This window comes from Micromonospora sp. IBSANI012, assembly GCF_052814045.1.
Genome location: NZ_CP199933.1, coordinates 2,556,939 through 2,581,268 on the forward strand (window position 1 = coordinate 2,556,939; position 24,330 = coordinate 2,581,268).

Sequence of the window (24,330 nt, forward strand, 5' to 3'; positions counted from 1 at the left end):
AATGACGAGCCGGCGCGGACTCAGGCCAGGTGACCGCCGATCTTCGTGTACCCGCGCAGCAGGTCCCGCGAGATGATCAGCCGCTGCATCTCGTCGGTGCCCTCGAAGATCCGATAGAGCCGCACCTGCCGGTACCAGCGCTCGACCGGCAGTTCCCGGGTGTAGCCCATGCCGCCGTGGATCTGGAGCACCCGGTCCACCACCCGGTTGACCATGCCGGCGCCGTAGAGCTTGCCCATCGAGGAGGCGTGCCGGGGGTCCATGCCCTGGTCGACCGTCCAGGCGGAGCGCAGCACCAGCCAGCGGGCCGCCTCCAGCTCGGTCTCCGAGTCGGCGATCATCCACTGGATGGCCTGGTTGGTGCCGATCTTCGCGCCGAAGGTCTCCCGGGTGTTGGCGTAGTCGATGGCCATCTGCAACGCCCGCTCGGCGATGCCGATGGCGTGCGACGGGATGGTGTAGCGGCCCTTGCCGATCCACTCCATGCCCAGCGTGAAGCCCTGACCGATCTCGCCGAGGATGTTGCGGTGCGGCACCCGTACGCCGTCGAAGATCAGCGACGCCGGCCCGCCCTCGCCCATGGTCTGGATGAACTCCGAGCGCCAGCCCATCGCCCGGTCCACCAGGAACGCGGTCGCCCCGCCGTTGCGAGCGCCCTTCTCCCGGTCGGTCACCGCGACCACGATGGCGAAGTCGGCGTCGTTGCCTCCTGTGATGAAGGTCTTCTCGCCGTCGAGGATCCAGTCGTCGCCGTCGCGGCGGGCCGCCAGCCGGATGTTCGCCGCGTCCGACCCGGCGCCCGGCTCGGTGATGGCGAAGCAGGAGATCCGCTCGCCCTCGATGGTGGGCAGCAGGAACTCGCGCTTCTGCTCCTCGGTGGCGTGGAAGAGGATGTTGTCGGCCTCGCCGCCGAAGCGGAACGGCACGAAGGTGCGCCCCAGCTCCGTCCAGATCAGCGACTGCATGACGGCGGGCAGGTCCATCCCGCCGTACTCCTCGGGGGTGGCCAGCCCCCAGAAGCCGAACTTCTTCGCCTTCTGCTGGAGCTCGCGCAACTCGTCGCGGGTCACGCCGGGCTGGTGCGCGCGCTCGCGGCGCAGCACCTCCTGCTCCAGCGGCATCACCTCCCGGGTGATGAACGACCGGACGGTGTCCCGGATCGCCCGCTCCTCGTCGGTCAGTGAGAAATCCATGCTGGTCCCTTCCGGCGTCGTGGTGGCCGTCCCGGATAAACTAGCGGTGTAAGTTTTGTGTCGTCCAGACCCCCCCGAGGAGTCCATGTGCCCCGACCCCGGCAGCCCGTGCTCACCCGGGAGCGGATCGTCGCCGCGGCCCTGGCGCTGATCGACGCCGACGGGCTGGGCGCCTTCTCCACCCGCCGGCTCGCCGCCGCGCTCGGCGTGCGCGGGCCCTCGCTCTACAACCACTTCGCCAGCCGCGAGGCCATCCTGGACGCGGTCGCCGACAGCGTCACCGCCGCCGTCGACACCGGCGCCTTCGCCCGCCACGACTGGCGCGAGGCGCTGCGCCGCTGGGCCTGGTCGTACCGGGCGGCGCTGACCGCGCACCCGAACGTCGTGCCCTACCTGGCCCAGGGTCCGGGGCGGCGGCCGGCCGCGCTGGCCATGGCCGACGCCGTCTACGGGGCACTGGTCAAGGCTGGCTGGCCGCCAGCCCGGGCCACCCACGTGGGCGCGGCGATGCGGTACTTCGTCGCCGGGTCGGCGCTCGGCTCGTTCGCCCGCGGCTTCGTCGAGGACCCCGAGCTGTACGCCGCGCACTACCCGCACCTGGGCCAGGCACACCGGCTCGCCGAGCACCAGCGCAGCGTGGACGAGGGCGCCTTCGCCCTCGGCCTGGACGCGCTGCTGGACGGCATCGCCGCCGAACACCGGCGCGTACTCGCGGTGGAACCACCCGGGACGAACGGGTAGCGTCAAAACTCCCAGCGCTAGTTTCCTCACCCCCGAAGGACGACATGGATCTCGCCGCCGCGCCCCCCGCGCTCCTGGTCCGCCGTCACCTCTACCTCGGCGGCGCCTGGGCCGACCCGACCGGGAACGAGCCGATCGACGTGGAGAACCCGGCCACCGGGGAGACCCTCGGGCAGGTGCCGGCCGGCACCCCGGCCGACGTCGACCGGGCCGTCGCCGCCGCCCGGGCCGCCTTCCCCGGCTGGGCGGCCACCGCGCCGGCCGAGCGCGCCGCCCACCTCGACCGGCTGCTCGCCGCGCTGACCGCCCGCGCCGAGGACATCGCCCGGACCGTCGCGCTCGAACTCGGCACCCCGCTCAAGCTGGCCGCCCGCGTGCAGACCGGCCTGCCGCTGACCGTGCTGCGCGACTGCGTCGAGCTGGCCGCCCGGCCACCCGCCGAGGAGACGATCGGCAACTCGCTCGTCGTCCGCGAACCGGTCGGCGTGGTCGGCGCGATCACCCCGTGGAACTACCCGCTGCACCAGGTCGTCGCCAAGCTGGCGCCCGCCCTGGCCGCCGGCTGCACGGTGGTGCTCAAGCCCAGCGAGCTGACCCCGCTGACGGCGTACCTGCTCTTCGACGCGGTCGCCGAGGCCGGGCTGCCCGCCGGTGTGGTCAACCTGGTCCCCGGCGCCGGGCCGGTGGTCGGCGAGGCCCTGGCCGCCCACCCCGACGTGGACATGGTCTCGTTCACCGGGTCCACCGCCACCGGCCGCCGGATCGCCCACCTCGCCGCCGACCGGATCGCCCGGGTGGCCCTGGAGCTGGGCGGCAAGTCGGCCAACCTGATCCTCGCCGACGCCGACCTGCCCACCGCCGTCAAGGTCGGGGTGGGCAACGCACTGCTCAACTCCGGGCAGACCTGCACCGCGTGGACCCGGATGCTGGTCCACCGCGACCGGTACGACGAGGCGCTCGAGCTGGTCGCCCGGGCCGCCGCGGCGTACCGGCCGGGGGATCCGTTCGACCCGGACACTCGGCTCGGCCCGCTGGTCTCCGCCGCCCAGGCCGAGCGGGTGCGCGGCCACGTCGACCGCGCCCTCGCCGACGGGGCGCGCCTCGTCTGCGGTGGCCCGGACGCCCCGCTGCCGCCCCGGGGGCACTTCGTCGCCCCGACCGTGCTGGCCGACGTGCACCCCGACAGCGCGCTCGCCCAGGAGGAGGTCTTCGGCCCGGTGCTCGCCGTCATCCCGTTCGGCGACGACGACGAGGCCGTCGCCATCGCCAACAACTCCCGCTACGGCCTGGCCGGCGCGGTCTGGTCCGCCGACGCCGACCGGGCGCTGGCGGTGGCCCGGCGGCTGCGTACCGGCCAGGTGGACGTCAACGGCGGCGGGTTCAACCCGCGGGCGCCGTTCGGCGGCTACAAGCAGTCCGGCCTGGGCCGGGAGCTGGGCCCGTACGGCATCGACGAGTTCCGCGAGATCAAGGCGATCCAGCGGTGAGGGCGCTGGTCGCCCGCGCGCCCGGCGCGCCGCTGCGCATCGAGGAGATCCGCCTGCCCGCGCCCGGCCCCGGCGAGCTGCGGGTCCGTGTCCGCGCCGCCGGCGTCTGCCACTCCGACCTGTCCATGGTCAACGGCACCCTCGCGCCCGCGTACCCGCTGGTGCTGGGGCACGAGGCGGCCGGCGTGGTGGTCGAGGCCGGCCCCGGCGCCGCTGTGCCGGTCGGTACGCAGGTGGTGCTCAACTGGGCGCCCGCCTGCCGGCGCTGCTGGCACTGCCGGCACGGCGAGCCGTGGCTCTGCGCCGCCAACACCGCCCCGGCGGTGCCGCGCGGCGAGACCGCCGACGGCGAGGCGTTGCACGTCACGCTCGGGCTCGGCGCGTTCGCCGAGGAGGTGGTGGTGCCCGAGGCCGCCGTCGTCGCCGTCCCCGACGACCTGCCGCCGGAGCGGGCCGCCCTGCTCGGCTGCGCCGTGCTCACCGGCACCGGCGCGGTCCGCAACACCGCCCGCGTCGCCGCCGGCGAGTCGGTCGCGGTGATCGGCCTCGGCGGGGTCGGCCTGTCGGTGCTCACCGCCGCCCGGGCCGCCGGCGCCGCCCCGATCGTCGCGGTCGACGTGGCCGAGGCGAAGCGGGGCCTGGCCCTCGCCGCCGGGGCGACGCACTTCCTCGCGCCCGACGACCGGCTGTCGAAGGAGATCCGGGCGCTCACCGAGGGGCGCGGGGTCGACCACGCCTTCGAGTGCGTGGGGCGGGCGGCCACCATCCGGACGGCCTGGCGGCTCACCCGGCGCGGGGGAGCGGTCACCGTGGTGGGCATGGGCGGCAAGGACGACCTGGTCACCCTCTCCGCGCTGGACATCTTCCACTCCGCCCGGACGCTGCGCTCCTCGGTGTACGGCTCGTCCGATCCCGACCGGGAGGTGCCGGGCCTGGCCCGCGAGGTCGGCGACGGCACGCTCGACCTGACTCCGCTGATCAGCGGGCTGGTCACCCTCGACGAGGCGCCGGAGGCGTTCGACCGGCTCGCCCGGGGCGAGGGCGCCCGCTGGGTGGTCACCTTCCCCGACTGACCTGTCCGGCCGCCGTCGGAGTCGCGGTCCGGCGACCCGCGGGAGGTGGCCGGCCGCGCCCGCGGGCGCGGCCGGCCACGCCAGCCACGCCCCCGCCGGTCAGGTGGCCGGGCCACATGGGAGCGGTTTCCCGGACCATCCGCTCACGCCTGTCAATCCCCTGCGGGCCGCTCCCGACCGGTGCTCATGTCGACCGACCCCGCGCCGACGGGCCGGAAAGTGTGGCGGACCGACATGGCTGCACTCCGGCCGTTCCCCGTAGGTTTCCTCCACGCGACGGCCCTGTGACCCCGGTCACCGACCCGGCCGTCGCCAGTGACCTGCGGAGGATGAGGCGATGGCCGGGCAAGCGCTCCTGTCGGCGCGCGGGCTGACCCGTGACTTCCGGGGCTTCCGCGCGGTCGACCACGTCGACCTCGACATCGCCCCGGAGAGCGTGCACGCGCTCGTCGGCCCCAACGGTGCCGGCAAGACCACCCTGTTCAACCTGCTCACCGGCTTCCTGCCGCCGACCGAGGGTCGCATCGAGCTGGACGGCCGGGACGTCACCGGCCTGCCCCCGGAGCAGGTGGCCCGGCTCGGGGTGGCCCGCTCGTTCCAGATCACCAGCCTGTTCCCGCAGCTGTCCGCCCGCGAGCACGTCGAGCTGGCGTTGCAGAGCCCGAGCGGGCTCGGCTGGCGGTTCTGGCGGTCGGCCAAGCTGATGGGCCGCTACCGGGAACGCGCCGACGAACTGCTGGACATGGTCGGGCTCGGCGCGCTGGCCGAGGCCCCGGCCGAGGCGCTGGCGTACGGGCGCAAGCGCGCCCTGGAGCTGGCCATCGCCCTCGCCCTGGACCCGAAGGTGCTGCTGCTCGACGAGCCGACCGCCGGGATGGGGTTGGAGGACGTCGACCGCACGGTGGAGCTGATCGCCCGGGTCCGGGCCGGCCGGACCGTGGTGATGGTCGAGCACAACATGAGCGTCGTCGGCCGCCTCGCCGACACCGTCACCGTGCTGCAGGCCGGCACGGTGCTGGTCGAGGGCCCGTACGAGCAGGTCCGCGCCGACGAGCGGGTCATCACCGCCTACCTGGGAGCCGCTGATGCTGCGCATTGACACCCTCTCCGCCTTCTACGGCGAGGCGCAGGTGCTGCGGGAGGTGAGCCTGGAGGTCGCCGCCGGCGAGGTGGTCACCCTGGTCGGGCGCAACGGCGCCGGCAAGTCCACCCTGCTGCGCTGCGTGATGGGGCTGCACGCCGGCCAGCGCGGCACCGTCGAGCTGGACGGGCGGGACATCAGCCGGCTGCCGGCGTACAAGCGGGCGCGGCTCGGCCTCGGCTGGGTGCCCGACGACCGGGGCGCGTACGCCACCCTCAGCGTCACCGAGAACCTGACGCTGCCGCCGCGGGTCGGCCCCGACCCGTGGCCGCTGGAGCGGGTGTACGAGGCGTTCCCCGCCCTGTACAGCCGACGCGACTCGGCGGCGACCATGCTCTCCGGCGGCGAGCAGCAGATGCTCGCCCTGGCCCGGGTGCTGCGGATGGGCGCCCGGCTGCTGCTCTGCGACGAGCCCACCGAGGGCCTGTCGCCGCTGCTCGTGCAGCAGGTCGGCGACCTGCTGCGGGAGGCCAAGACGCACGGGGTGACCGTGCTGCTGGTCGAGCAGAACCTGCACTTCGCCACCGGCGTCGCCGACCGGCACTACCTGCTGGCCGAGGGACGCGTCGTGGAGGCGATGGCGAACTCCGAGGTGCGCTCGCGGGAGCGCGAGCTGCTGGCGTACCTCGGTATCTGAATTTTCGACGGCTGACCCGCGCGGTGCCCGCGCGGTACGAAGGGGATTGACATGCGTAGGAGCGTGGGTGTGGCCGCCGCCTCGGCGGCGGTGGTGCTGGCCGCGGGTTGCGGCGGCGGTGGGCCCCAGTCCGGCGGCGACCAGAAGCTGACCGGCGACAAGATCGTGCTGGGCGTGCTCAACGACCAGTCCGGGGCCTACTCGGAGCTGTCCGGGAAGAACTCGGTCAAGGCCGTGGAGATGGCCATCGCCGACTTCAAGGCCAAGCACGGCGACAAGGCGGTGACCACCGACATCACCGTGGAGACCGCCGACCACCAGAACAAGCCGGACGTGGCCAACGCCAAGGCCCAGGAGATGTACGACCGCAAGGGCGTCGACCTGATCCTCGACGTGCCGACCTCGTCGGCCGCGCTGAAGGTCGCCGACGTGGCGAAGGAAAAGAAAAAGCTCTACTTCAACATCGGCGCGGCGACCACCGACCTGACCGGCAAGAGCTGCAACAAGTACACGTTCCACTACGCGTACGACACCTACATGCTGGCCAACGGCACCGGCAAGACCACCACCGAGCAGGTCGGCAAGAACTGGTACATCCTCTACCCGAACTACGCCTTCGGGCAGGACATGGAGAAAAGCTTCTCCGCCGCCATCACCGCCGCCGGCGGCACGGTCGTCGGCAAGGACGGCGCGCCGTTCCCGAACACCACCGGCGACTACTCGACCTTCCTGCTCAAGGCACCGACGCTGAACCCGAAGCCGCAGGTGCTCGGCACCATGCAGGCCGGCGCCGAGCTGGTCAACGTGGTGAAGCAGTACAACGAGTTCAAGCTGCGGGACAAGGGCGTCGGTCTGGCGGTCGGCCTGATGTTCATCACCGACATCCACTCGCTCACCCCGGCCGCGCTGGCCGGCACCACCTACACCGACGCCTGGTACTGGAACTTCGACCAGCAGAACCGGGAGTTCGCCGACCGGTTCCAGAAGGAGACCGGCACCCGGCCGTCCTTCGCGCACGCCGCCAACTACTCCGCGGCCATGCAGTACCTGGAGGCCGTGCAGGCCGCCGGCACCGACGACGCGGACACCGTGGTCAAGGGGCTGGAGGGCAAGGAGGTCAACGACGTCTTCCTGCGCAACGGCAAGATCCGCGCCGAGGACCACCGGGTGATCCACGACGCGTACCTCGCCCAGGTGAAGCCGCAGGCCGAGGTCGCCGAGCCCTGGGACTACGTGAAGGTGCTCAAGACCATCCCCGCCGCCGAGGCGTTCCGCGCCCCGTCCCCGGACTGCAAGCTGTGACCGGTTTCCTCCAGAACACGTTCAACGGGTTGGTGAGCGGGGCGTTCTACGCCCTGCTCGCCCTCGGGCTCGCGGTCATCTTCGGCATGCTCCGGGTGGTGAACTTCGCCCACGGCGCGTTCTACATGCTCGGCGCCTTCGGCGCGTACGTGCTGCTGGCCGAGGCGGGCGTGCCGTTCTGGGCGGCCCTGGTGATCATGCCGGTGGCGCTCGCCGTGGTGGGCATGATCCTGGAACGGGCCGTCATCCACCGGCTCACCCGGCTCGACCCGCTCTACAACTTCCTGCTCACCTTCGGCCTGACGCTGATCCTGCAGGACCTGGTGAAGACCCGCTACGGCGTGCAGTCCAGCCCGTACGCCACCCCGGCCGAGCTCAGCGGCTCGGTCGACTTCGGACTCTTCGACTTCCCGACGTACCGGGTCTTCATCCTCGGCTTCGCGGTGCTGCTCTGTGTCGCGGTGTGGTGGGTGCTCACCCGTACCCGGATCGGCATGGTGGTTCGGGCGTCGACCGAGCGGCCCGAGCTGACCCGGGCGTTCGGCATCGACGTCGGGCGGTGGGTGACCCCGGTCTTCGGCTTCGGCATCGGCCTGGCCGGGCTCGCCGGCGTGCTCGCCGCCCCGATGCGGGCGGTGAACCCGCTGATGGGCGCCGACCTGATCATCGTGGTCTTCGCGGTGGTGGTGATCGGCGGCCTCGGCTCGATCTTCGGCTCGGTCGCCGCCGGCTTCGGCATCGGTCTGGTGCAGGCGTGGGGCGAGGCGTACCTGTCGGAGTTCCCGATCGTGTCCCAGACGATCGTCTTCGTCGTGATGGCCGCCGTGCTGCTCTGGCGGCCGGCCGGGCTGTTCGGCCGTGAGGAGGCACCGGCATGACCAGCACCGTCGACACCCCGGCCGAGGCGGGCCGGCCGGCCCCGCCGTCCGGGCTGCTCGCCGTCGCCCGCGCGCCCGGCTGGGTCCGGTACGCGCTGCTCGCCGCCGGGCTGGCCGCCGCGCTCTGGCTGCCCAACGGGCTCTACCCGGCGGTGGCGGTGGACATCCTCTGCTGGGCGCTGTTCGCCGTGTCGGTGGACCTGCTGCTCGGCTTCACCGGGCTGATGTCCTTCGGGCACGCGGCGTTCTGGGGCACCTCGGCGTACCTCACCGGACTGGTCGCCATCCACGCCGGCCTGCCGTTCCCGGTCGCCGTGCTGGCCGGGGCGCTCGGCGCGGCGGTGCTCGCACTGCCCATCGGCTACCTCGCGGTGAAGCGGACCGGCATCTACTTCGCCATGGTCACGTTGGCCTTCGCGCAGATGGTCTACTACGTGGCCAACGAGTGGCGTTCGGTCACCAAGGGCGAGAACGGTCTGCAGGGCGTGCCCCGGTCGCTGTTCGGCCTCGACCTGACCGACGACTACTACTTCTACTACGCGATCCTGCCGATCGTGGTGCTCGGCCTGGCCGCCGCCTGGCGGATCACGCACTCGCCGTTCGGCCGGGTGCTGGTCGGCATCCGCGACAACCCGGCCCGGGCGCGGGCGCTCGGCTACCCGGTGCACCGCTACAAGCTGACCGCGTTCGTGCTCTCCGGCTTCATCGCCGGTCTCGGCGGCGGGCTCTTCGCCGTGGGGCACCGGTTCGTCTCCCTCGACGTGCTGCACTGGACCACCTCCGGCAAGGCGGTCATCGTCGTCGTGCTCGGCGGTATCGGCACGCTGTGGGGCGGGGTGCTCGGCGCGGCTCTGGTGGTCCGGTTGGAGGACTGGCTGTCGTTCTCCGGATTCGAGGCGATCGGCCTGGTGACCGGCGGCATCTTCGTCCTCGTCGTGCTGCTGTTCCGCCGCGGGTTGTGGGGCACCGTCTCCGCCCTGGCGCTGCGCTGGATGGCCGCCCGCCGCAGATGACGTCCCGCGACGGCGCATCCGAACCGCGCCGTCCCAGCGAACCCCCTGGTAGTGATCGCACACCCGGGGGTACGTCTGGTGCTGACCGAACCGATGCCGGACGACGCCGTCGAGGCCGCCCGCAAGCTGCGGGTCCGCCCGCACACCGTCCTGGTCTGGTCGCAGACCCCGCTCACCGGCCGCGCGTACCGCCTGGTCCGCCTTCGGGCGCGACTTTCCCCGGGTACGCCGCTTCGGCGCGGGGCCGGGCTGGATCGAGCCGTTCCCGCCGTCGTCGGTACGCCTCACCACCTTCGCCGCCGCCGTCGCCGCCTGCGGGGCGGGTGGATCGCCCTGGACATGCCGCTGGCCGGCACCCCGGATTCGGGGTGCCGGCCAGCGTGAATGTTCAGGTGCCTCAGTTCCAGTACTTGGCGACCAGGTCGGCGGCCTGCCGCTCCCACTGGGCGTAGGCGTCGGGGTAGGCCGAGACCTGCACGGTCTGGGCGGCCTCGGTCAGCGGCATGTCCTGCCAGCCGTCGATCTGCTTGAGGCCCTTGAGGAACGCCTTGGTGGCGTACTCGGGGTCGGTGATCTGCTTCGGGCTGCCCCAACCGCTGGACGGGCGCTGCTGGAACAGGCCCAGCGAGTCGTGGTCGTTGCGGTCACCCAGGTGGCCCAGGTTCTCCAGCTTCGACTCCTGCAGGCTCGTGGCGATCGAGATGACCGCGGCCCGCTCGTCCATGTGCGACTTCTTCGTCGCGGCGATGATCGCCTTGACGTTCTTCGTCTGCTCGCTGTCCAGGTCGATGCGGGACTGCTTGCCCTGCACGCCGTGCGGGATCAGCTTGCTCTTGTCCGCACCGGGCTTGTCGGCCTGCACGGCGACGGCCTTGGCGTCCATGGCCGGGGCGGCGTGGGCCTCAGTCACGGGGCCGGCGAAGACGCCACCGGCGAAGGCCAGACCAGCAATACCGAGAACGCTCTTACGCAGAATGGTGGTGTTCATCAGGATGGCTCCATTCGGGGGTTGGCGACGTGTCCGAGGGGGTCGGACACGCGCAAGCACCACGACAAGGCGCTCAAATTCAAAGGGGAAAGTCTTCATCCGGCAGGCTTCGCGAGCGGGGGGCTCACGGCGCCGGGTCCATGTGTAACGACCGGCGGCCCACCATCATTCCGGGGGCCCGGCATCCCGGGCGGCCCACGTGATGCGGCCAGGCCAGCGGGGTTGCTGCTGCGATCGTCCAGGTGATGTAACGACCCCGGCCCGGCCACCATTCCGCCGCCAGGGTGCCCCCGGTCGCCGGACAGCCGGCGTGGGCCGGCCGAAACTCGGACATCCGGGGCGCACCGAGCGGGGCTCGGAACCGGACATTCGGCGCTGCGTGCCGGCACCCACGTTTGGCCGGCGCCGGGCCACCCCACGGCGGGCTGCAAGCCGCAAACCGTGCCCGGGAGCGCGAGGCGCGGCCGGCCGCTGACACCGCGCAGGGGGGAGTGACGCCGGACACATACGAAACGATCCGGTTCCGTATCGAAACCCGGCCCCGTACGCTCAGGCTCGTTACGAGTCTGACTCGTATCGTAATTCACGGTACGAGCACGCCGGGGGGAGAACCGGACACATGGAACCGCACGAGAACACCGGACATCCGAGGCGGTGGGGGATCCTCGCGGTGCTGGTGATCAGCCTGCTCGTCGTCGTCCTCGACAACACCATCCTCAACGTCGCACTGCGCACCCTCGCCGACCCGGTGCACGGCCTCGGCGCCAGTCAGGGCGAGCTGGAGTGGTCGATCAACTCCTACACGCTGGTCTTCGCCGGGCTGCTGTTCACCTTCGGCGTGCTCGGTGACCGCTTCGGTCGCCGCCGCTTCCTGCTGATCGGTCTGGTGCTGTTCGGCCTGGCCTCGCTGCTGTCGGCGTACGCGCAGGATCCCGGCCAGCTGATCGCGGCCCGCGCCCTGATGGGCGTCGGCGGCGCGGCGATCATGCCGGTGACCCTGTCGATCATCTCCAACGTCTTCGACCCGCGCGAGCGGGGCCGGGCGATCGGAGTCTGGGCCGGCGCGGTCGGCCTCGCCGTGGCGATCGGCCCGATCCTGGGCGGCGCCCTGCTGGAGCACTACTGGTGGGGCTCGGTCTTCCTGATCAACGTGCCGGTGGTGGCGGCCGGCGTGGTCCTGGTGGCGCTGCTGGTGCCGGAGTCCCGCGACCCCCGGCCGGGCCGGGTGGACCTGCTCGGCGTGCTGCTGTCGGTGGTGGGTCTGGTCGCGCTGACCTACGGCATCATCGACGGCGGCGAGCACGGCTTCGACCGGCCGGTGGTCTGGGCGTCCATCGTCGGCGGCCTGGCGGTGCTGGCCTGGTTCGTCTCTCACGAGCGGCGCAGTGACCACCCGTCGCTGGACGTCCGGCTGTTCCGGGTGCCGCGCTTCGCCGCGCCGGTGGCCATCGTCGGCCTGATCTTCTTCGCCGCGATGGGCGTCATGTTCTTCAGCTCGTTCTACCTCCAGCTGGTCCGTGGCTACAGCCCGCTGCAGACCGGCCTGCTCTTCCTGCCCTTCGCCGGCGCGCAGCTGATCTTCGCGCCGCGCAGCGCCGCCATGGTCCGCCGGTACGGCGGCAAGGCGGTCGCGGTGGTCGGGCTGGTGCTGACCGTGCTGGCGCTCGGCGCGTTCGCCTTCGTCGACGCGAGCACGCCGATCTGGGTGGTGCTGGTGTTCTTCTTCCTCCAGGGCGCCGGGATGGCCAACATCATGCCGCCGGCCACCGAGTCGATCATGTCGGCGCTGCCCCGGGAGAAGGCGGGCGTGGGTTCGGCGGTCAGCAACACGGTGCGGCAGGTCGCCGGCGCGCTGGGCGTGGCCGTGCTCGGCTCGGTGCTCTCCGCGGTCTACCGGGAGGACATCGCCTCGGCGGTCGACGGGCTTCCCGCCCCGGCTCGCGAGGCGGCCAACGAGTCCATCTCGGGCGCGTACGCGGCGGCGGGACAGCTCGGGCCGGCGGCGCCGAAGCTGATCGCGGCGGCCAACGACTCGTTCGTCTCGGCCATGCACTGGGCGGCGGCGCTGTCCGCGGTGGTGGCCGCCCTCGGCATCCTCATCGTGCTGCGGTGGATGCCGGGCCGGGCCGCGGAAGCGCCCGCCGCCGTGCCGGTGGTCGGCGAACCGGAGTTGGCCGGAACGGCATAGGTTCGGCGATAATGTCCGACATGACTTCCACCGCAGATGCTCCGCGGTCGCCCGGGCGACCGCGGAGCGTCCGCGCGGACGAGGCCATCATCGAGGCCACCCTCGACCTGCTCGCCGAGGGCAGCACCATCGAGGCGCTGTCGATCGAGGCGATCGCCAGCCGCGCCGGGGTCGGCAAGGCCACCATCTACCGGCGCTGGCCGGGCAAGGACGCGCTGCTGCTCGACGCGCTGCGCCGGCTCAAGGGGATCCTGCCCCAGCCGGCCGGGCACTCCGTTCGCGACGACCTGGTGCTGCTGGTCGGCGCGGTCGGGCACAACATCGACCCGCGCGCCGCGAAGATCATGCCCTGTCTGGTGCCCGAGGTGAACCGCAGCCCGGACCACTTCCAGCTCTACCAGAACATCATCGAGCCGCGCCGGCAGATGATGCGCGAGGTGCTGCGGCGCGGGATCCGCATCGGCGAGCTCCGCGCCGACCTTGACGTCGAGGTGACGATGGCGCTGCTCACCGGGCCGATGCTGATCCAGCGGATGCTGCGCTGGCATCCCGAGCTGGACGACCTGATCCTGCCCGAGAAGGTCGTCGACGCGGTGCTGGAGGGCGTCCGGGCCCGCTGACCGCTCAGCGGTCGGCGAGCAGCGGGACCAGGTCGGTGAGGGCCGGGAAGCGCGGCCCCCGCTGCTCCGCCCCGATCGTTCGGGCGGCGGCGAACGCCCAGGCCAGCGCCGTGTCCCGGGCCGGCCCGTCGAGCCGCCGCGCCAGGTCGGTGAGCAGCCGGGTCCGGGCCGCGGGGTCGCGCAGGCCGGCGGCCGTGGTGAGCGCCGCCTCGGTCGCCTCGGCGGCGTCGGCGGGGGAGAGGTACGCGACCAGCCCGGCCAGCCCGACCGCTCGGGTGGACGGGTCCCCGATCTCCGACACCGCCCGGTACGCCCGCCGCCGCTGCGCCTCGTCCAGGTGCGGGACCAGCCCGCCCAGCGCCTCGGCCCGGTGGGCGGGCTCATAGCCCAGCGCGAGGCGTAGCGCCTGCTCGCGCCGCTCCGCGTCGACGTACGGGGCGAGGGCGGCGAGGGCGCCCTGCGGGTAGTCGTCCTCCTCGGCCAGCGCCGCCGCCCACAGCCGGGCCAGCTGCGCCGGGGTGGCGTGCGGGCCCACCGCTCCGAGTGGGGCGAACCAGCCGTACACCGGGTCCGCCAGCAGCGCGTCGATCGCCGCGGCCAGCGCCGTCGCGCGCAGTTCCGCCGGCAGCGCCGGCACCAGTTCGGCCAGCGCGACGGCGCGGATCCGGCCGTCCCGGATCGCGTGGGCCGCCGCGACGGCGGCGGGCAACCGGGCCGGCGGTAGCAGCGGGAGCAGCCCGCCGAGGGCGGTGGCGACCCCGTCCGGGTAGGGCGACGCCGCCACCGCCGCCAGCGCCGCGTCCGTCTGGTCCGGCGTGAGCAGCGGCAGCAGCCCCGGCCAGTCGAGCCGGCCGCCCTGGGCCCCGGCGTCGAGCGCGCCGTCGACCGCGCCGCGGCGCCGCTCACCCGACAGTGCCGTGGCCAGCCCGGTCAGCGCCGTGGCCCGCCACGTCGGGTCACCGATGTCCCGCGCGGCCGCCACGGCCGTGGCGAGCTGGTCGTCGTCCAGGTGGGGTGCCAGCGCGGCCAGCGACCGGGCCCGGCTGGGCTCGTGCTCGTCCCCGAGCGCGGTGGCCAGCACCGCGGCCCGCTGCGCGGGGAGCTGGTGCGCGGCCAGCAGGTGCAGGTGCCACTCCGGACCGTGCTCGGCGGCGATCCCGTAGAGCTCGGTCCGCCCGGTGGCGTCCAGCCAGGGCGCCAGGTCGCCGACGGTGGGCAGGATCAGCGACGGGTGCGCCCGGCGCGCGGCGACCAGCGCGAACGCGGCCGCCCGGGGCCGCCGCCCGGTTGGCAGCCTGGGCAGCAGCGCGGTCACCGTCCGCGCCTGCTGCGACGCCCGGTCCAGGTGGGGCACCGCCGCCAGCGCCCGCTCCGCCTGCTTGGCGTCGAGGCGGGCGGCGACGGCGACCAGCAGATCCGCCTGTCGATCCCGGTCGGGCAGGGCCAGGGCGGCGACGAGGGCGCGCTCGACCTGCGCGTCGGTGAGCCGGTCGGCCACCTCCTCCAGCCCCGACAGACCGGGCAGGTCGAGCACCGTGGCCACCACGTCGGCGACCGTGGGGGCCCGCCGCGAGGACGGCAGGGGGACCGGGTCCACCGTGCGCAGCACGGCGGCGAGTTCCGCCAGGGCCGCCCGGAAGGCCGCGTACTCGTCGCTGCGGTTGTACTCGTCCTGCACGTCCGGGTGGTCGGCCAGCCGGCACACCCGGTCGGCGGCCGTGGCGAGCCGCCGCAACGGCTCCTGGTCGGGGTCGGTCACGGCGCGATCATGCCCCATGATCATCCGTCGCGCCGCCCCGTCGGGCCCCGCCCCTGCTCAGCTCGCGGGCGTGCGCAGCCGGTGCAGGCGCAGCGCGAGCTGCACCTCCAGCGCCCGCTCCGGCTTCTGCCAGTCCGCACCCAGCAGCTGCCCGACCCGCTCCAGGCGCTGGGTCACCGTGTTGACGTGCACGTGCAGCTGCTCGGCCGCGCGGGCCAGGCTGCCGCCCACCCCGAAGTACGCCTCCAGCGTCCGCACCAGCGCGGTGCCGCGCCGTGCGTCGTAGTCCAGCACCGGCCCCACCGTGGCGGTCAGGAACCGGGCGACGTCCCGTTCGCCCTGGTCGCCGACCGTGCCGAGGAGCAGCCCGACGAAGCCCAGTTCGGCGGTGCTCGCCCCCTCGCCGGCCCGGCCCAGCGCGCCCAGCGCGGTGAGGCAGCGGTCCGCCTCGGTGAACGTGGCGGCCAGCGCCGTCGGCCCGCACGCCGGGCCGCTCGCCCCGGCGGTCACCGGGCGGCCGGTCACCCGGGACAGGTCCCGGGCCACCGCCCGGGCGCTGCCACCGGCGTCCCGGCCCGGCAGCATCAGCACCACCCGTCCGTCGCGGGCCGCGGCCAGGCCACCGCGGGTCGAGGCGTACGTGGTGGCCCAGGAGAGCACCCGCAGCCGGGCCGAGCCGGTCGCGGCGATCGCGTCGTCGCCGACCGCCACCAGCACGTGCGGGGCGTCCAGGTCGATCCCGAGCCGGCGGGCCCGGCTGCGCAGCGCGTCGGTGTCCCGCAGCGGCCGGGCGATCAGGTCGTCGAGCAGCTCGCCGCGCACCCGCCCCTCGGCCTCGGCGACCGTACGCCGGAACAGCAGCAGCAGCGCGGTCACCAGCGCGGCCCGCTCCAGGATGCGCTGGTCGGCGTCGACCAGGTCGTCGTCCGGGCGCAGCACCAGCGCGCCCAGGTTCTCCGCGCCGGCGACCACGGCGGCGTACCAGAGCGGGCCCCGGCGCACGCTGCGCCCCTCGGTACGCGACGCGGCCACCGCCTCGACCATGTCCGCCCGGTCCGGCTCCTCGATCTCGCCGACCCGGGCCAGCAGCCGTCCCTCGGCGTCCAGTGCCAGCAGCGCGCCGCCCAGCACCTCGGTGACCGCCGCCGCGACGTCCTCCACCCCGCCACCGCGGAGCACCAGCGCGGTCATCCGGTCGTGGGCGGCGGCGGCCCGCTCCACCGAGCTGCTGTGCGCCCGGATGGTGGTGTTGGCCGCCGACAGCTCCTCCAGCGCCGAGCGGGTCTCGGCGAGCAGCCGCGCGGTGTCGATCGCCACCGCGGCGTGCGCGGCCAGCGACACCAGCAGGGCCACCTCCTCGCGGACGAACGGGCGGGCCGAGCGGTTCGCGGCGTAGAGCACGCCGATCGAGGTCGAGCCGAGCCGCAGCGGCACCCCGAGGATGGCGACCAGCCCCTCCTCGCCCACCCCGGCGTCGATCTCACCGGTGTGGTGGAAGCGGTCGTCCTCGGGATAGTTGGCGGTGACGTAGGGGGCGCCGGACTGGGCCACCAGACCGCCGAGGCCGGCGCCCATCGGGAGCCGTAGCCGCTGGAACCGGGCCGAGACCGAGCCGTCGGTGACCCGCATGTAGGTGTCGCCGCGCTCGTCGTCGTTGAGGGTCATGTAGGCGACGTCGGCGCCGAGCAGGTGCCGGGCCCGGTGCACGATGGCCCGCAGCACGTCGTCCAGGTCGCGCAGGCCGGCCAGGTCGCTGACGGTGTCGTACAGGCCGGAGAGTTCGGTCTCCCGGCGGCGGCGGCGTTCCAGCAGCGCGCGGACGCGCAGCGCTACCGTCTTGGCCTGTTCGAGTTCGGCCAGCCGGTCGGCGGGCAGCCCGGCGGCCCGGGCGGCGACCAGCGGGCCCTCGAACTCGACCGCAGCCGCCTCCCGGGCGAGCAGCTCCAGGAACTCGACCGGCGACGACATGACGCTCATTGTGCGCGGTGCCACTAGTTCGCCGTCCAGCCCCCGTCGAGGGCGATGGAGGCGCCGGTGATGAAGGCCGCCGCCGGCGAGCAGAGGTACGCCAGCAGCTCGGCGACCTCGTCCGGCTCGATCAGCCGCTTGATCGCGGCCCGGGCCAGCATGATCTTCTCGATCACCTCGTCCTCGCCGATGCCGTGGCTGGCCGCCTGGTCGGCGATCTGGCTCTCCACGAGCGGGGTGCGGACGTACGCCGGGTTGATGCAGTTGGCGGTGACCCCGTGCGCCGCGCCCTCCAGGGCCACGACCTTGGACAGCCCCTCCAGGGCGTGCTTGGCCGACACGTACGCCGCCTTGTACGGCGAGGCGCGCAGCCCGTGCACCGAGGAGATGTTGACGATCCGGCCCCAGCCCCGGGAGTACATGTGCGGCAGCGCCCGCCGGATGATCTGGAACGGCGCCTCCACCATCACCCGGTGCAGGTGGGAGAAGCGCTCGGTGGGGAAGTCCTGCACGGGCGCGACGTGCTGGAGCCCGGCGTTGTTGACCACGATGTCGACGTCGGCGTCGAGCCGGTCCACCGCCGCCAGGTCCGACAGGTCGACCCCCTCGGCGCGGGCGCCGGCCTCGGCGGCCACCGCCTTGGCCGCGTCGAGGTTGCGGTCCACCACCAGCACCTTCGCGCCGGCCTCCGCCAGGCGCAGGGCGCAGGCCCGCCCGATGCCACTGCCACCACCGGTCACCAGGGCGCTACGACCGGAGAGGTCGACGTGTACGACGTGGGGGACCGCCACGGGTTCTGCCGTCATGGCGCAAGAAGTTACGAGCTGTGTGGCCGGCGGCACATGGGGCGGCGACACATACTCCACCGTCGGTCTGTGTGGGCGTGCCGGCGCCGGGCTGCCCCGCCCCGTCGCGGGGCCGGAACTGTCGGCGGTACGTGGCACGCTCGCCTCCGGGTGACGACACCGCGCCGGCCACCCCTCGGCCGGGCTCGGCGGACGGGAGGTGGAGATGGCGAGGCACGTGCCGCCGGGCGGCCCCGGCGAGCCTCCGACGGGCGGGCCGGCCTTCCGGGCGACGCTGGTCCGCTGGCCGGGCGCGGGCGGATGGGTCTTCGCCCCGGTGCCCGACGCCCACGCGCCGGGCGCCGCCGGTCCGTTCGGCCGGGTGCCGGTGACCGCCACCGTGGACGGCCGCACCTGGTCGACGAGCGTCTGGCGGGACCGGGCGGCGGGCTGGCTGCTGGCGGTGCCGGCGCGGATCCGCGGCGGCAAGGACGACGGGGACGTCGTCACCGTCGCCGTCGAGGTCGACCACACCCGGATGTAGCGGCGTGGTCCACGCCACCGCGACGCGCCGGTACGGCCGGCGTGTCCCCCGGGATGCCGGGCCGGACCGACCAGTAGGGTGTCGAACACACGTACTGCTGGCGGCTGGGGGAGGAGGCGGGGTGCGCGTGCTCGGCGTCGACCCGGGGCTGACCCGGTGCGGAGTCGGCGTGGTCGAGGGCGTGCCGGGACGGCCCTGCACCCTGGTCGCCTACTACGTCGTCTACACCGACCCGGCCGACGAGCTGGCGTTGCGCCTGCTGCACCTGGACCGGTCGCTGACCGATCTGGTCGCCGAGCACCGGCCCGACGCCGTCGCCGTCGAACGGGTCTTCAGCCAGCACAACGTCCGCACCGTGATGGGCACCGCCCAGGCCAGCGGGATCGCGGTGCTCGCCGGGGCGCGCGCCGGACTGCCGGTGCAGACGTACACCCCGAGCGAGGTGAAGGCGGCCGTGACCGGTTCCGGTCAGGCCGACAAGCGGCAGATGACCACGATGGTGACCCGGCTGCTGCGGCTGCCCGAGCCGCCGAAGCCGGCGGACGCAGCCGACGCCCTGGCCCTGGCCATCTGTCACGTGTGGCGCGGCGGCACCCGGTCGAAGCTGGCCGCCGCCGCCGATCGGGCACGACGAGGAGGAGCGGGATGATCGCCAGCGTGCGCGGCACGGTGACCGCGACCGGTCCGGACCACGCGGTGGTGGAGGTGGGCGGGATCGGCCTGGCGGTGCAGTGCGCCCCGGGCACGCTCGCCGACCTGCGGGTCGGCCAGCCGGCCCGACTCGCCACCAGCCTGGTCGTCCGGGAGGACTCGCTCACCCTCTACGGCTTCCCCGATGACGACGCCAAGCAGCTGTTCGAGCTGCTCCAGACGGCCAGCGGGGTGGGTCCCCGGCTGGCCCAGGCGGTGCTCGCCGTGCACACCCCGGACGCGATCCGCAAGGCCATCGCCAACGCCGACACCGCCGCGTTGACCCGGGTGCCGGGCATCGGCAAGAAGGGCGCCGAACGCCTGGTCCTGGAGCTGCGCGACCGGATCGGCCCGGTGCCGGTCGGCGTCGACGGCGCGGCCGGGGTCACCGGCGGCGCCTGGCCCGAGCAGGTCCGCCAGGCGCTGGTCGGGCTGGGCTGGACGGCGGGGCAGGCCGACCAGGCGGTGGCGGCGGTGGCGGAGAGCGTCGACGGCGAGACCCCGCCGGTGCCGGTCCTGCTGAAGCAGGCGATCCGACTGCTGGGCCGCACCCGATGAGCGCGCTCATCGAGTCGGCCACGCGGGCGGAGGTGGCCCGGTGACCGGCGACGGCCTGGTCTCGGCGTACGTCAACGACGCCGAGCTGGACGCGGAGGCCAGCGTCCGGCCGAAGCGGCTGGCGGAGTTCATCGCCCAGCACCGGGTCCGCGACCAGCTCGACCTGCTGCTGCAGGGGGCGATGCGGCGCGGCTCCCCGCCGGACCACATCCTCCTGTCGGGGCCGCCTGGCCTCGGGAAGCCCGTCTCGGTCGACGCCCTGGTATTGCTCGAGGACGGTTCCCGGCGGCGGCTGGGGGACATCGCCGTGGGGGACCGCGTCATCACCCGCACCGGACTGGGTGCGGTGGTGACCGCGGTCCACGAGCAGGGCGAGCTGGATTCGGTCCGGATCCGCACGGCCAGCGGGCGCGAGGTGGTCGCGGCACCGGACCACCCGTTCTGGACGCCGGAGGGGTGGGTCAAGGCGGGGGACCTGACGGAGCAGGACTACGTCGCCAACGTGCTGTGTCCGGAGCTCGTCGCGGACGGCACCGAGGACGTCGACGAGTTCAAGCTCGCCGGTTACCTCATCGGGGACGGGTGCACCACCAACCAGGTGACCTTCACCGGTGGCGACGAGGACGTGCTCGCCGACTTCCGGTCGACCTGTGACCGGCTCGGCTATGGCCACAACACGAGGCCCAACAGCGTCCGGAGTTCACGCATCAGGATTTCCGGACTGCGGCCGTGGCTGGACGAACACGGGCTCCTCGACAAGAACGCCTGGCAGAAGCGCGTACCCGAGTTCGTCTTCCGCGGTGACAGCTGGCAGGTGGCAGCCTTCCTCGGTGCGTATTTCGCCTGCGACGGCACGGTCAGCCGGCGCGGACGGGACCGCTACGACCTGGTCGTGGAGTACTACAGCGTGTCGCGGGGGCTGCTCGCGGACGTGCAGCATCTCCTGCTGCGGTTGGGCATCCAGTCCCGGCTCAAGCTCAAGCGTGGCCGCTATCAGGGCCGGCCCCACGAGTCGTGGCGGCTCAGCATCACCAGCCAGGACGACGTGGCGCGGTTCGTGCAGCGGGTCACGGTGATCGGCGAGCGGGGCATGCGGCTCGCCGAGTGGGCGCCGCGTCGCGACCGCTTCGAAGAGCGGCTGGCGGCCGACCGGGTGGTCTCGGTCGAGCAGGCGGGCCCGCACGAGTGCCGGTGTCTGACGGTCGACGGCGACCACACCTTCACGGTGAACGACTTCGTCGTGCACAACACCACGCTCGCCAATATCGTCGCCGCCGAGCTGGGCGCCGGCATCCGGGTGACCAGCGGCCCGGCCATCGAGCGCTCCGGCGACCTGGCGGCCATCCTGACCAGCCTCGCCGAGGGCGACGTGCTCTTCATCGACGAGATCCACCGGATCGCCAAGCCGGCGGAGGAGCTGCTCTACAGCGCGATGGAGGATTTCCGGGTCGACGTGATCGTCGGCAAGGGCCCCGGTGCCACCGCGATCCCGCTGGACGTCGAGCCGTTCACCCTGGTCGGCGCGACCACCCGCTCGGGTCTGCTGACCGGGCCGATGCGGGACCGGTTCGGCTTCGTCGCGCACCTGGACTTCTACGCCCCGGCCGACCTTGAGGCGCTGCTGCACCGTTCGGCGCGGATCCTCGGCGTGCCGATCACCGACGACGGGGCGACCGAGATCGCCGGCCGCTCCCGGGGCACCCCCCGGATCGCCAACCGGCTGCTGCGCCGGGTGCGGGACTTCGCCGAGGTCCGGGCCGAGGGCGTGGTCAACCTGGAGACCGCGCGGGCCGCCCTGACCGTGTACGACGTGGACGCGCTCGGCCTGGACCGGCTGGACCGCGCGGTGCTGACCGCGCTGGTGGACTCGTTCCGGGGCGGCCCGGTCGGGCTCTCCACCCTCGCGGTGGCGGTGGGGGAGCAGCCGGACACCGTCGAGGAGGTCTGCGAGCCGTTCCTGGTCCGGGCCGGTCTGCTCGCCCGCACGCCCCGCGGGCGGGTGGCCACCGAGGCCGCCTGGCACCATCTGGGCCGTACGCCGCCAAATGGTACATTTGGTACGCAGGCCCCTTCCGTGCCCGATCTGTTCTCCGCCGACGCCGAGCAGCCGTGATGTGAACGTGATCTGTACCGCATTCGGCGTTCTCAGGTGCAGGGATTAGACTCGCCGCGGTCTGTACAGGACGTGAGAATCCGCCTCCGCTCCGGCACCCCTCGTGCCGATCCGGAGGCCAATGGGAAGGTCACACACCGTGGTTTACGCAGCAGCGGGCGGCGGGGGAGCCGGCGGTCTCACGCCGATCCTCATGATCGCCCTGCTCTTCGGCGTCATGTACTTCATGATGATCCGCCCGCAGCAGAAGCGGCGGCGCGAAGCCGAGGCCATGCAGTCCGCGCTGGCCCCGGGTGACGAGGTCGTCACCATCGGCGGGCTCTACGGCACGGTCACCGGTGTGAACGACGACACCGTGCTGCTCGAGGTCGCCCCGGGCGTCCAGACCCGGTACGCCCGGCCGGCCATCGCCCGGGTGGTCAACCAGGCCGAGCGCACCGAGTCGACCGAGCCGGTCACCGAGGAAGCGGCGGACGCCGTCAAGGAGTGAAACGCCCCGCCCGCCCTCCTGACGGAGCGGCGGCGGACCGCGACAACTGAACAGGTGGGTCGACGCCCGACGCCGGCACGCGCCCCCGACCGACGCCCCCGCGTCGGTGGCGGTACGCCGTGCCGACCGCCGGGTGCCGACCCCGCAGAGCACGTCGGCCCGGACCCCCGGCCCGACATCGCCGCCCCCACCGGCGGCGCGACCGTTACAGGGAGACAGGACAGCCGTGGCACCACCTCAGGGACAGATGCGCCCCGGGCGGCAGCTCGCCGTACTCGGGCTCATCTTCGTCGTCCTCTATCTTTTGGTGTTCTTCTCGGGCGGCGCCAGCGGCGGCTGGAAGGATCGGCTGGAGCCCCGGCTCGGCCTGGACCTGATCGGCGGCACCCGGCTGACGCTCGAGGCCACCAACAGCATCGACGGCAAGCCGCCGACCTCGGAGAACCTCGAAGAGGCGCGGCAGATCATCGAGAGCCGGGTCAACGCGTACGGCGTGGCCGAGGCCGAGGTGGTCACCGAGGGCGACCGGAACATCGTCATCTCCCTGCCCGGCCAGAACCGCGAGCTGACCGACGTCGGCAGCGCGGCGGAGCTGCGCTTCCGCAAGGTGCTCAAGGGTGCGGACGGCAGCGGCGCGGCCACCGCCCCGACGGCGATCCCGACCCCCGCCCCGTCCGGCAGTGCCTCGCCCGCCCCATCCGGCAGCGCGTCGCCGAAGCCGTCGGGCAGTGCGTCGCCGAAGGTCACCTCCTCGCCGACCGCCGGCGGCCAGGGCGGCGGCGCCCCCGCGCCGAGCGCCAGCGCCACCCCCTCGGCCCCGGCCTCGCCGAGCGCCTCGGCCTCGCCGAGCGCCCCGGCCGCCTCGCCGAGCGCCACCGCCGCCCCGGTGCCGCAGAGCATCCAGGAGCAGCGCAACGCCGTCGAGAAGAAGGTGGGCCCGGCGGCCTGGGCCGCCGCGAGCGCCCTGCAGGCCCCGGCCGACCTCACCGCCGACCCGTCCCTGGCGGAGAAGCTCAAGCCGTTCGGCGCGCTCTCCCCGCAGGAGATCGCGGTGCTGACGCCGCAGATGCAGTTCAACGTCCCGACCATCACCTGCGCCCAGCTGGACAAGCGGCCGGCCGCGTCGATCAAGGACGAGAAGCAGCAGGCGGTCGCCTGTGAGGACGGCGCGGCCAAGTACCTGCTCGACGTGGCGAAGGTGGTCGGCACCGACGTCGACGACGCCAACGCCGTGCTCGACCAGGCCAGCGCCTGGGTGGTCAGCCTGAACTTCACCGGCGACGGCCAGGACAAGTGGACCGAGCTGACCCGCGAGGCGTTCAACAACACCGGTGGCGCCTGCGATCAGACCGCGCTCGGCCAGGACGGCAAATGCCGGGTGGCGGTCGTGCTGGACAACCAGATCGTCTCCTCGCCCGAGATCCAGGGCGTGCTCACCGGTGACTCGCAGATCACCGGTAACTTCACCAGCACCGACGCCAACAAGCTGGCCAGCCAGCTCCGTTACGGCGCGCTGCCGGTGACCTTCGAGCCGCAGGAGCAGCAGAACGTCACCGCCACCCTGGGCGACAGCCACCTGCGCGCGGGCCTGCTCGCCGCCGGTATCGGCATGCTGCTGGTCATCATCTACTCGTTCTTCTACTACCGGCTGCTCGGCTCGGTGATCTTCCTGAGCCTGGTGCTGTCGGCGCTGCTGGTCTTCGGCGCGCTGGTGGTGCTCGGCCGGCAGATCGGCTTCACCCTCACCCTCGCCGGCATCGCCGGCATGATCGTCTCCCTCGGTGTGGCGGCGGACTCCTTCGTCATCTACTTCGAGCGGCTCAAGGACGAGATCCGGGAGGGGCGCAGCCCGCGTAGCGCGGTGCCGCGCGCCTGGATCCGGGCCCGCCGGACGATCATCTCGGCGAACGCGATCACCCTGATGTCCGCCGTGGTGCTCTACGTCGTCTCGGTCGGCACGGTGAAGGGCTTCGCCTTCGCCCTCGGCCTGGCGACGGTGCTGGACCTGGTCGTGGTCTTCCTCTTCCGGCATCCGATCATGACGATGTTCGCCCGTACCCGGGCGTTCCTGTCCCCGCGGGTCAGCGGTCTCGGCCGGGCCCTGCCGGCCCGGTCGGCCGAGCAGGACTCGCCCCGCACCCCGCGCGTCAAGGAGGCCTGAG

21 protein-coding genes and 3 pseudogenes are annotated in these 24,330 nt (G+C 73.4%); 19 read left to right on the forward strand and 5 right to left on the reverse strand.

All coding sequences use genetic code 11. From position 1 onward, the window contains the following. Nucleotides 1-20 precede the first annotated feature (20 nt). The gene (locus tag ACTWM8_RS11730) at nucleotides 21-1,193 is read right to left on the reverse strand and encodes an acyl-CoA dehydrogenase family protein (RefSeq protein ID WP_446213842.1); all 1,173 of its coding nucleotides are present in this window, start codon (nucleotides 1,191-1,193) and stop codon (nucleotides 21-23) included. A gap of 87 nt (nucleotides 1,194-1,280) precedes the next feature. Between ACTWM8_RS11730 and ACTWM8_RS11735 the strand changes: the two genes are divergently transcribed. The 9 genes from ACTWM8_RS11735 to ACTWM8_RS11775 all read left to right on the forward strand — a co-directional run bounded on the left by ACTWM8_RS11735 (nucleotide 1,281) and on the right by ACTWM8_RS11775 (nucleotide 9,849). Beyond that, entirely contained in the window at nucleotides 1,281-1,934 is a 654-nt protein-coding gene (locus ACTWM8_RS11735) for a TetR/AcrR family transcriptional regulator (protein ID WP_446213843.1), read from the forward strand. 44 nt (nucleotides 1,935-1,978) lie between these two features. Continuing rightward, on the forward strand, nucleotides 1,979-3,421 hold the full coding sequence (locus tag ACTWM8_RS11740; protein ID WP_446213844.1) for an aldehyde dehydrogenase family protein: 1,443 nt from the start codon (nucleotides 1,979-1,981) through the stop codon (nucleotides 3,419-3,421). Then, on the forward strand, nucleotides 3,418-4,494 hold the full coding sequence (locus tag ACTWM8_RS11745; RefSeq protein ID WP_446213845.1) for a zinc-binding dehydrogenase: 1,077 nt from the start codon (nucleotides 3,418-3,420) through the stop codon (nucleotides 4,492-4,494). The genes ACTWM8_RS11740 and ACTWM8_RS11745 overlap by 4 nt, the downstream gene beginning before the upstream one ends. Before the next feature lie 337 nt (nucleotides 4,495-4,831). Further along, nucleotides 4,832-5,593 carry an ABC transporter ATP-binding protein gene (locus tag ACTWM8_RS11750; protein ID WP_088962787.1) on the forward strand — a complete coding sequence of 254 codons (762 nt, stop codon included), beginning with the start codon at nucleotides 4,832-4,834 and terminating at the stop codon, nucleotides 5,591-5,593. After that, the gene (locus tag ACTWM8_RS11755) at nucleotides 5,580-6,272 is read left to right on the forward strand and encodes an ABC transporter ATP-binding protein (RefSeq protein ID WP_357618058.1); all 693 of its coding nucleotides are present in this window, start codon (nucleotides 5,580-5,582) and stop codon (nucleotides 6,270-6,272) included. The genes ACTWM8_RS11750 and ACTWM8_RS11755 overlap by 14 nt, the downstream gene beginning before the upstream one ends. 51 nt (nucleotides 6,273-6,323) lie before the next feature. Then, nucleotides 6,324-7,574, forward strand: coding sequence for an ABC transporter substrate-binding protein (locus tag ACTWM8_RS11760; RefSeq protein WP_377612201.1), 1,251 nt, complete (start codon nucleotides 6,324-6,326; stop codon nucleotides 7,572-7,574). Then, nucleotides 7,571-8,452, forward strand: coding sequence for a branched-chain amino acid ABC transporter permease (locus ACTWM8_RS11765; RefSeq protein ID WP_238449641.1), 882 nt, complete (start codon nucleotides 7,571-7,573; stop codon nucleotides 8,450-8,452). Before ACTWM8_RS11760 ends, ACTWM8_RS11765 begins: the two co-directional genes overlap by 4 nt. Next, the gene (locus ACTWM8_RS11770; protein ID WP_446213846.1) at nucleotides 8,449-9,465 is read left to right on the forward strand and encodes a branched-chain amino acid ABC transporter permease; all 1,017 of its coding nucleotides are present in this window, start codon (nucleotides 8,449-8,451) and stop codon (nucleotides 9,463-9,465) included. The genes ACTWM8_RS11765 and ACTWM8_RS11770 overlap by 4 nt, the downstream gene beginning before the upstream one ends. 78 nt (nucleotides 9,466-9,543) lie before the next feature. Then, the gene (locus ACTWM8_RS11775) at nucleotides 9,544-9,849 is read left to right on the forward strand and encodes a hypothetical protein (protein WP_446213847.1); all 306 of its coding nucleotides are present in this window, start codon (nucleotides 9,544-9,546) and stop codon (nucleotides 9,847-9,849) included. Between the two features lie 13 nt (nucleotides 9,850-9,862). Here ACTWM8_RS11775 and ACTWM8_RS11780 read toward each other — a convergent pair whose 3' ends face one another. Continuing rightward, nucleotides 9,863-10,453 (reverse strand): hypothetical protein, encoded by a 591-nt coding sequence (locus ACTWM8_RS11780; RefSeq protein ID WP_446213848.1) that lies wholly within the window; start codon nucleotides 10,451-10,453, stop codon nucleotides 9,863-9,865. 619 nt (nucleotides 10,454-11,072) lie between these two features. Between ACTWM8_RS11780 and ACTWM8_RS11785 the strand changes: the two genes are divergently transcribed. After that, nucleotides 11,073-12,641, forward strand: a complete 1,569-nt coding sequence (locus ACTWM8_RS11785) for an MFS transporter (protein ID WP_446213849.1) — start codon at nucleotides 11,073-11,075, stop codon at nucleotides 12,639-12,641. Nucleotides 12,642-12,652: 11 nt separating this feature from the next. Then, on the forward strand, nucleotides 12,653-13,261 hold the full coding sequence (locus tag ACTWM8_RS11790) for a TetR/AcrR family transcriptional regulator (protein ID WP_446213850.1): 609 nt from the start codon (nucleotides 12,653-12,655) through the stop codon (nucleotides 13,259-13,261). A gap of 4 nt (nucleotides 13,262-13,265) precedes the next feature. Here the strand turns inward: ACTWM8_RS11790 and ACTWM8_RS11795 are convergent, their stop codons facing one another. From ACTWM8_RS11795 to ACTWM8_RS11805, 3 genes are read right to left on the reverse strand one after another with little or no spacing between them, the layout of a single operon-like run. Next, entirely contained in the window at nucleotides 13,266-15,020 is a 1,755-nt protein-coding gene (locus tag ACTWM8_RS11795; protein ID WP_446213851.1) for a hypothetical protein, read from the reverse strand. Between the two features lie 57 nt (nucleotides 15,021-15,077). Then, complete coding sequence (locus ACTWM8_RS11800) at nucleotides 15,078-16,997, reverse strand: helix-turn-helix domain-containing protein (RefSeq protein ID WP_446213852.1); 1,920 nt, start codon at nucleotides 16,995-16,997, stop codon at nucleotides 15,078-15,080. Between the two features lie 14 nt (nucleotides 16,998-17,011). Continuing rightward, nucleotides 17,012-17,794, reverse strand: coding sequence for a 3-hydroxybutyrate dehydrogenase (locus ACTWM8_RS11805; RefSeq protein ID WP_446213853.1), 783 nt, complete (start codon nucleotides 17,792-17,794; stop codon nucleotides 17,012-17,014). 205 nt (nucleotides 17,795-17,999) lie between these two features. On the opposite strand from ACTWM8_RS11805, the gene ACTWM8_RS11810 reads away from it, so the two are divergent. The 8 genes and pseudogenes from ACTWM8_RS11810 (at nucleotide 18,000) to secD (ending at nucleotide 24,329) form a co-directional block, all read left to right on the forward strand. Next, the gene (locus tag ACTWM8_RS11810; RefSeq protein WP_446213854.1) at nucleotides 18,000-18,317 is read left to right on the forward strand and encodes a DUF1905 domain-containing protein; all 318 of its coding nucleotides are present in this window, start codon (nucleotides 18,000-18,002) and stop codon (nucleotides 18,315-18,317) included. A 121-nt stretch (nucleotides 18,318-18,438) separates the two neighbouring features. Further along, nucleotides 18,439-18,966: a crossover junction endodeoxyribonuclease RuvC gene (ruvC, locus tag ACTWM8_RS11815; RefSeq protein ID WP_446213855.1), complete on the forward strand. Its 528-nt coding sequence runs from the start codon at nucleotides 18,439-18,441 to the stop codon at nucleotides 18,964-18,966. Continuing rightward, entirely contained in the window at nucleotides 18,963-19,565 is a 603-nt protein-coding gene (gene ruvA, locus ACTWM8_RS11820) for a Holliday junction branch migration protein RuvA (protein WP_446213856.1), read from the forward strand. Before ruvC ends, ruvA begins: the two co-directional genes overlap by 4 nt. 40 nt (nucleotides 19,566-19,605) lie before the next feature. Continuing rightward, a pseudogene (locus ACTWM8_RS11825) lies at nucleotides 19,606-19,816 on the forward strand (Holliday junction branch migration DNA helicase RuvB); the annotation flags it as partial. Nucleotides 19,817-19,914: 98 nt separating this feature from the next. Next, a pseudogene (locus tag ACTWM8_RS11830) lies at nucleotides 19,915-20,790 on the forward strand (LAGLIDADG family homing endonuclease); the annotation flags it as partial. A gap of 24 nt (nucleotides 20,791-20,814) precedes the next feature. Beyond that, a pseudogene (gene ruvB / locus ACTWM8_RS11835) lies at nucleotides 20,815-21,678 on the forward strand (Holliday junction branch migration DNA helicase RuvB); the annotation flags it as partial. 193 nt (nucleotides 21,679-21,871) lie between these two features. After that, nucleotides 21,872-22,168 carry a preprotein translocase subunit YajC gene (gene yajC, locus ACTWM8_RS11840; protein ID WP_377612255.1) on the forward strand — a complete coding sequence of 99 codons (297 nt, stop codon included), beginning with the start codon at nucleotides 21,872-21,874 and terminating at the stop codon, nucleotides 22,166-22,168. A 226-nt stretch (nucleotides 22,169-22,394) separates the two neighbouring features. Then, entirely contained in the window at nucleotides 22,395-24,329 is a 1,935-nt protein-coding gene (secD, locus tag ACTWM8_RS11845; protein ID WP_446213857.1) for a protein translocase subunit SecD, read from the forward strand. The last annotated feature ends 1 nt before the right edge of the window (nucleotide 24,330 follow it).

What these genes read in the sequence shown, in the direction of transcription:
- ACTWM8_RS11730 (WP_446213842.1), bottom strand. Translation starts at nt 1,193, where the DNA reads ATGGATTTCTCACTGACCGACGAGGAGCGGGCGATCCGGGACACCGTC.
- ACTWM8_RS11740 (WP_446213844.1), top strand. Translation starts at nt 1,979, where the DNA reads ATGGATCTCGCCGCCGCGCCCCCCGCGCTCCTGGTCCGCCGTCACCTC.
- ACTWM8_RS11750 (WP_088962787.1), top strand. Translation starts at nt 4,832, where the DNA reads ATGGCCGGGCAAGCGCTCCTGTCGGCGCGCGGGCTGACCCGTGACTTC.
- ACTWM8_RS11755 (WP_357618058.1), top strand. Translation starts at nt 5,580, where the DNA reads ATGCTGCGCATTGACACCCTCTCCGCCTTCTACGGCGAGGCGCAGGTG.
- ACTWM8_RS11760 (WP_377612201.1), top strand. Translation starts at nt 6,324, where the DNA reads ATGCGTAGGAGCGTGGGTGTGGCCGCCGCCTCGGCGGCGGTGGTGCTG.
- ACTWM8_RS11770 (WP_446213846.1), top strand. Translation starts at nt 8,449, where the DNA reads ATGACCAGCACCGTCGACACCCCGGCCGAGGCGGGCCGGCCGGCCCCG.
- ACTWM8_RS11780 (WP_446213848.1), bottom strand. Translation starts at nt 10,453, where the DNA reads ATGAACACCACCATTCTGCGTAAGAGCGTTCTCGGTATTGCTGGTCTG.
- ACTWM8_RS11785 (WP_446213849.1), top strand. Translation starts at nt 11,073, where the DNA reads ATGGAACCGCACGAGAACACCGGACATCCGAGGCGGTGGGGGATCCTC.
- ACTWM8_RS11790 (WP_446213850.1), top strand. Translation starts at nt 12,653, where the DNA reads ATGTCCGACATGACTTCCACCGCAGATGCTCCGCGGTCGCCCGGGCGA.
- ACTWM8_RS11800 (WP_446213852.1), bottom strand. Translation starts at nt 16,997, where the DNA reads ATGAGCGTCATGTCGTCGCCGGTCGAGTTCCTGGAGCTGCTCGCCCGG.
- ACTWM8_RS11805 (WP_446213853.1), bottom strand. Translation starts at nt 17,794, where the DNA reads ATGACGGCAGAACCCGTGGCGGTCCCCCACGTCGTACACGTCGACCTC.
- ACTWM8_RS11810 (WP_446213854.1), top strand. Translation starts at nt 18,000, where the DNA reads ATGGCGAGGCACGTGCCGCCGGGCGGCCCCGGCGAGCCTCCGACGGGC.
- ruvA (WP_446213856.1), top strand. Translation starts at nt 18,963, where the DNA reads ATGATCGCCAGCGTGCGCGGCACGGTGACCGCGACCGGTCCGGACCAC.
- yajC (WP_377612255.1), top strand. Translation starts at nt 21,872, where the DNA reads ATGATCGCCCTGCTCTTCGGCGTCATGTACTTCATGATGATCCGCCCG.